This is a genomic window from Patescibacteria group bacterium, from assembly GCA_018817085.1.
GTDB lineage: Bacteria > Patescibacteriota > WWE3 > CG2-30-40-12 > CG2-30-40-12 > CG2-30-40-12.
The window spans coordinates 1-4,787 of sequence record JAHIUT010000058.1 but is presented as its reverse complement, the minus strand read 5'-3'; the positions used below and the strand labels follow the sequence as shown (position 1 = coordinate 4,787).

Here is a 4,787-nt window from a genome sequence, read left to right as displayed (position 1 = left end):
TTTAAAGACTAAAGATGATACTGATTGGAAAATAAAGAATTTTAAAGCAGGGGATGAAGAGGAGATTTATCTAAAGGCAAAGGTTGTTGACCCAGAAGATCTTCCGGATAATGACATTTGTGTGGTTAACGAAGCTCGTCTTGAATATGAAGGTAAGACGCGCGCGTCAGATACCGCGACAGTTTGTATTGTAACGCCGTCTGTTCTTGGGGTAAAAGAACTTCCGGTTACAGGGGCAGGCGTTCCTTTTGGCGGAAAAGAAATATCTTTAGCCGTTATGGCTTTAGGAATGCTCTTCTTAGGAATAGGTTTAAAGAAATTTGTTTAAGCTTGACCACCCACTCAACCCCGGTTATAGGCCTTGGGCGACGGGCAGGCGCTCAAGGTCTTTAACTCGGGTTGAGCGACACAACCTAGGTTGTGTTGCTTTCAGATATGGGGAGGAAAGTGGGGGCAGTGCTTTTCTCCCCTTATCTGAATAAAAGTAGTTCTTGACAGAGCGGTTACATTTATATTACCCTTAAAAGGTACGATTATTATAGTTTTCTTCCCACCAGATTTTTTTCTATGGCTTTTGAGGAAAATACCAACCATACTATCACCGTTAGAGGAATATTAGAAATACTTCCAGATTATGGTGTTCTAAGGCAGAACGCGGATATTGATTCAAAATCAGAATCAGGTCTTCCAAAAGATGTTTATGTTAGTCAATCTCAAATTAGGCGGTTTGATTTAAGAATGGGGGATGAAGTAGAAGGCGCCGCGCGTCCTCCAAAAGAAACGGAGCGGTATTTAAGCCTTCTTAAGGTGGAGAAAGTTTGCGGAGAAGACCCCGAAAAGGCGCGAAAAAGGCCTCTTTTTGAAAAACTAACCCCTATTTTCCCCAATTTCTGGTTAAGAATGGAAACAAAATCTGAGGTTGTGAGTACGCGGTTAATAGATTTAATAGCCCCTATTGGCAAAGGTCAGAGGGGGATGATAGTAGCTCCGCCTAAAGCGGGCAAGACTTGGCTTTTAAAGGAGATTGCCAATGGCATAATAGCGAACTATCCGGATGTGGTTTTAATGGTTGCTTTAATAGGGGAGAGGCCGGAGGAAGTTACGGACATAAAAAGGAGTGTTAAAGGGGAAGTTATAGCTTCTAATTTTGACGAGTCTGCCGAACACCAAACCCGCGCCGCCGAAATGTGTTTAGAAAAAGCTAAAAGGCTTGCCGAGTCGGGACGAGATGTTTTGATTTTGCTTGATTCAATAACCAGACTTGCTCGCGCTTATAATCTAGTGGTTTCCCCTTCAGGAAGAACTTTATCGGGCGGGCTTGACCCAGTTTCTTTGTATCCCCCCAAACATTTTTTTGGGGCGGCTAGGAATTTTGAGGAAGAGGGGTCTTTAACTATAATAGCCACAGCTTTGGTAGAAACGGGGTCCAGAATGGACGATGTAATTTACGAAGAATTTAAGGGTACGGGCAATATGGAACTACATTTAAGTCGGGAATTAGCCGAGAGAAGGGTATATCCGGCGATTGACATAAAAAAGAGTGGCACACGGCACGAAGAGCTTTTGTTTTCAAAAACGGAGCTTGAACAAGTGGTAAAACTGCGAAGAATGGTGGACCTTTTAGGAGATAAAGAAGTAACCCCCCTAATTTTGGATCGGTTATCAAAAACCAAGTCCAACAAAGAATTTTTAGAAACCCTCCACGAAACGAAGTAAAAATAATCTGCTATAATAGTAAGTGTTTAACTAAACATTTAGCCTTATGTTAAAACCAAAATTTCACAAAGATTCAAGTTGTCAGCTTTCCTTTTCCCAGCTTAGAATAAAATCCGCTTTTGGCAATAAGGTTAAAAAGGGTTTTTCTATGGCAAAAAAGTTTGTGGTAGCCTTATTGCGCTATTCAATTTACAGAATTGTCTTTATTTTAAAAATTATTAAGCGCGTGATTTTTGGTTTGGTTTTTACCGCATTTAACATAAAGAATTTCTTGGTTGGGAGACTTATCTGGTCGCGGGGCAGGCTAGGCAAGCCGTTTGCAAATATGATAATTGTTTTTCTTGCTTTATCGGTGTTTCTAACGGGAGGGGTTTTTCAGAGCAAATTTGTTGTCGCGTCTAAGGTGGAAACGGAGTTTATTTCTGGTTCAAATGACATAATTCCCGAGCCAATTTTGGCTAGAACGGAGACCCCCGCGGATAGAATAAGGGAGGACTATATTGAGTATTTTGTGCAAGGTGGGGAAACTTTAAGCAGTATTGGGCAGGAATTTGGGGTTACTGTAGAGTCTATCCGCTACGCAAACGATTTAGTGTCGCTTGACTACTTAAAGGTGGGGCAAAAATTGTTAATTCCGCCCGTATCGGGTGTTATACACACGGTTAAATCGGGAGACAGTTTAAGCTCTTTGGCGTCAAAGTATGCGGTGTCCACACAGGCCATTGCGGATTTTAACTATTTGGATGGGCCGCCTTTTGATTTAAGTGTGGGGCAAAAGCTCATAATTCCGGGGGCGAAAATACCCGCTTTGGTGGTACCTGCTCCTGTTCCAACTTATGGGCAGGATGCGTACGGTCAGATACCTTACGCTCAAATAGGAGTGAAGGGGACGGGGCAATTTGTATGGCCCGCGCGGTACCGGGTTATAACTCAGTATTTTAGTTGGTATCACCCCGCCATAGACATTGTTAAATCTCCAAGCCCAATTTACGCGTCGGATGCGGGAACGGTGGTTAGGGCGGGTTGGTGGACTAATGGGTATGGGTTTGCTGTTCAGGTTGACCATGGCAATGGTTATGTAACCACTTACGCGCATATGTCCGTTATTGAGGTGTCGGTGGGAGAAGAAGTGGGTAGAGGAGAGATAATAGGTCAAATGGGTTCAACGGGCAGAAGCACGGGACCTCATGTACACTTTTCGGTGCAGTTTAACGGGCGTTTCCTCGACCCCCTCTCCGTCCTGTAGTACAAGGTCTCTCCTTATCCAAGGAGTCTCCTTGACAAAGGAGACTCCTTTGTTTAGTATAGGGGTATGCCTGCAAAGAATACGATAAAGGTTTATGCAGATAACAGTTTTTATCACATTTACAATAGGGGTGTGAATAAGCAAGAAATATTTGTTGACTCTTACGATTATTATTACTTTTTATATCTATTAAAAAAATATCTGGACCCCACATTTAAGAAAAAGTTTATTGACCCTGTAACGGGGGAGGCGCTTTTTGTGGAAGGTGCTAGTTTTGTGGGGGATGTTAAACTTGTTGCGTTTGCCCTTATGCCTAACCATTATCATCTTTTGCTCCATAATATATCTAAATATGGGATGGAAAAACTTTTAAGAAGGGTGGGGACGAGCTACTCGCTTTATTTCAATAATAAATATGACAGAGTGGGAGGTGTATTTCAAGGCGTTTACAAAGGGGTTATGATTACGAATCAAGAACACTTGTTACATTTATCCTGTTATATACATTTAAATCCCACAGAATTGTCGGATATCCACGCGAAAAATTTAACAGGTTACGATTACTCTAGTTATAAGTACTTTTTAGGAGAAAGGGAAGGTAAGTGGTTGCATCCAAATATATTATTGGATATGTTCTATCCCAACGAGGAAAAAGCTGGGGCTTGCTATGCGAAGTTTGTTGAAAATCATGTAAAACGCTTTCTTGAGATACGGGAAAGAGTCAAATCTGTTGTATTAGATTAGCCTGTAGAATAAGGAGAGACCTTGTACAAGGTCTCTCCTTTGTCTATGGGGTGATGCTATTTGTAGCAGTTGGGGCAGGGGGGTGTTGCTTTGCTAATCATTGCCGCCAATATTATCAACCACACTAAAAATAAAACATACGCTCCCGCCACAATTAACCATGGCGAAACGCCATTAACAACCTTGCGCTTTTTGTAGTCCTTTTTTATAAAAACAACAGAGAGTAGGGAAGACACAACAGAACTGATAAAACCAAAAACCAAAGCGGAAATCTGTCCAATAAATGTTAAAAACAACCACCCCATCTCATACGGCTTGCCAAAGACAAACTTGAAACTGAAATAAGCAATAACGAGACCTACTACAGAAAAGACACAAGAAAGGACAAGTATAAAAAAAGAGCTTATTAAAAGATAAAATTTTACGCTTCTAGTCTGTTGCATTTTCTAAAATACTAACAATACCCTCTCTAACTTCCGAAGTCTGCATTAAATTCCAGTGAGCTTTTTTAACCGTTTCCAAACTGGGCGTTTCCACTCGTATAGTCCACATATTGTCCATCTCTGCCAATTCCCACTTAATTAACATTGTATCATCATAAACTATGTTTTGGGTAGCTGGTATTGGTAAATATTCAAAACTTTCTTTTTCTACGGCTATATCCCCAAGCTCCGCATAATCCGTCCATGCGTCAAAACCATAAAGAACCCCGCCCCTGCGAGCTTTCATATTAGCGCCCATTGTGTAATAATCCACATCCGCAGGAAGTAAAGCGACATTGTCTAAACTTTTTAAAAGGTCTGACCCCGGCGTAATTTGCAACGCCGCCCAGCTATTAGCATGCTTTGGTTGTCCACTAGGATCGTTTTCCCAAAGACTTTCGACACTTCCCACCAGCGCATCTTCGACAAAGGGACCGAGGACGGGGAAGGCGTTGACGGCTTTATCCAATGTCATTATTAAACTCCCCTTATTCGGCGTGGCAATTAAAATCGCTTTATCCACATTATGCGCGTAATCGTCGCCTGCCGTGTTCACATCCCCCACCGTATCCGCAAAATACTGCCTAATCACCAAACCT

At 41.9% G+C, this 4,787-nt stretch carries 6 protein-coding genes; 4 read left to right on the top strand and 2 right to left on the bottom strand.

What is annotated here, in order from left to right; translation table 11 throughout:
- From KJ678_03765 to KJ678_03750, 4 genes are all read left to right on the top strand, one after another.
- Nucleotides 1-328 (top strand): hypothetical protein (locus KJ678_03765; GenBank protein ID MBU1017248.1); only part of this gene is annotated, 328 nt, incomplete at its 5' end.
- 239 nt (nt 329-567) lie between these two features.
- Nucleotides 568-1,716 (top strand): transcription termination factor Rho, encoded by a 1,149-nt coding sequence (gene rho / locus KJ678_03760; protein MBU1017247.1) that lies wholly within the window; start codon nt 568-570, stop codon nt 1,714-1,716.
- 46 nt (nt 1,717-1,762) lie between these two features.
- Nucleotides 1,763-2,962 carry a M23 family metallopeptidase gene (locus KJ678_03755; GenBank protein ID MBU1017246.1) on the top strand — a complete coding sequence of 400 codons (1,200 nt, stop codon included), beginning with the start codon at nt 1,763-1,765 and terminating at the stop codon, nt 2,960-2,962.
- Between the two features lie 66 nt (nt 2,963-3,028).
- On the top strand, nt 3,029-3,706 hold the full coding sequence (locus KJ678_03750) for a transposase (GenBank protein MBU1017245.1): 678 nt from the start codon (nt 3,029-3,031) through the stop codon (nt 3,704-3,706).
- Between the two features lie 56 nt (nt 3,707-3,762).
- Here KJ678_03750 and KJ678_03745 read toward each other — a convergent pair whose 3' ends face one another.
- Complete coding sequence (locus KJ678_03745; protein MBU1017244.1) at nt 3,763-4,149, bottom strand: hypothetical protein; 387 nt, start codon at nt 4,147-4,149, stop codon at nt 3,763-3,765.
- The coding region (locus KJ678_03740; protein MBU1017243.1) for a hypothetical protein at nt 4,136-4,787 on the bottom strand (652 nt) is incomplete at its 5' end. The genes KJ678_03745 and KJ678_03740, both read right to left, overlap by 14 nt.

Excerpts from the sequence above, each read along its gene's own strand:
- KJ678_03755 (MBU1017246.1), top strand. The coding sequence starts at position 1,763 with ATGTTAAAACCAAAATTTCACAAAGATTCAAGTTGTCAGCTTTCCTTT.
- KJ678_03750 (MBU1017245.1), top strand. The coding sequence starts at position 3,029 with ATGCCTGCAAAGAATACGATAAAGGTTTATGCAGATAACAGTTTTTAT.
- KJ678_03745 (MBU1017244.1), bottom strand. The coding sequence starts at position 4,149 with ATGCAACAGACTAGAAGCGTAAAATTTTATCTTTTAATAAGCTCTTTT.
- rho (MBU1017247.1), top strand. The coding sequence starts at position 568 with ATGGCTTTTGAGGAAAATACCAACCATACTATCACCGTTAGAGGAATA.